Here is a 345-nt window from a genome sequence, read left to right as displayed (position 1 = left end):
TCACGCCTCAGTGTAAAGTGAACCGGATTTGCCTGGAACACACACCTACACGCTTAAACCGGGACAACCGTCGCCCGGCTGATATAGCCTTCTCCGTCCCCCCTTCGCAGTAACACCAAGTACAGGAATATTAACCTGTTTCCCATCGACTACGCCTTTCGGCCTCGCCTTAGGGGTCGACTCACCCTGCTCCGATTAACGTTGAACAGGAACCCTTGGTCTTCCGGCGACAAGGTTTTTCACCTTGTTTATCGTTACTTATGTCAGCATTCGCACTTCTGATACCTCCAGCATGCCTCACAGCACACCTTCGACGGCTTACAGAACGCTCCCCTACCCAACAAC

General features: G+C 52.8%; 1 rRNA gene. It reads right to left on the bottom strand.

Features of this window, described 5'->3' with window-relative positions:
* Positions 1-345, bottom strand: a 23S ribosomal RNA gene (locus NR177_RS23810); the annotation flags it as partial.

The organism is Pantoea sp. Fr+CA_20 (assembly GCF_024520835.1).
Taxonomy (GTDB): Bacteria; Pseudomonadota; Gammaproteobacteria; order Enterobacterales; family Enterobacteriaceae; genus Pantoea; species Pantoea allii.
The sequence above is the reverse complement of the archived record's forward strand: the minus strand, read 5'-3'. Positions and strand labels throughout refer to the sequence as shown.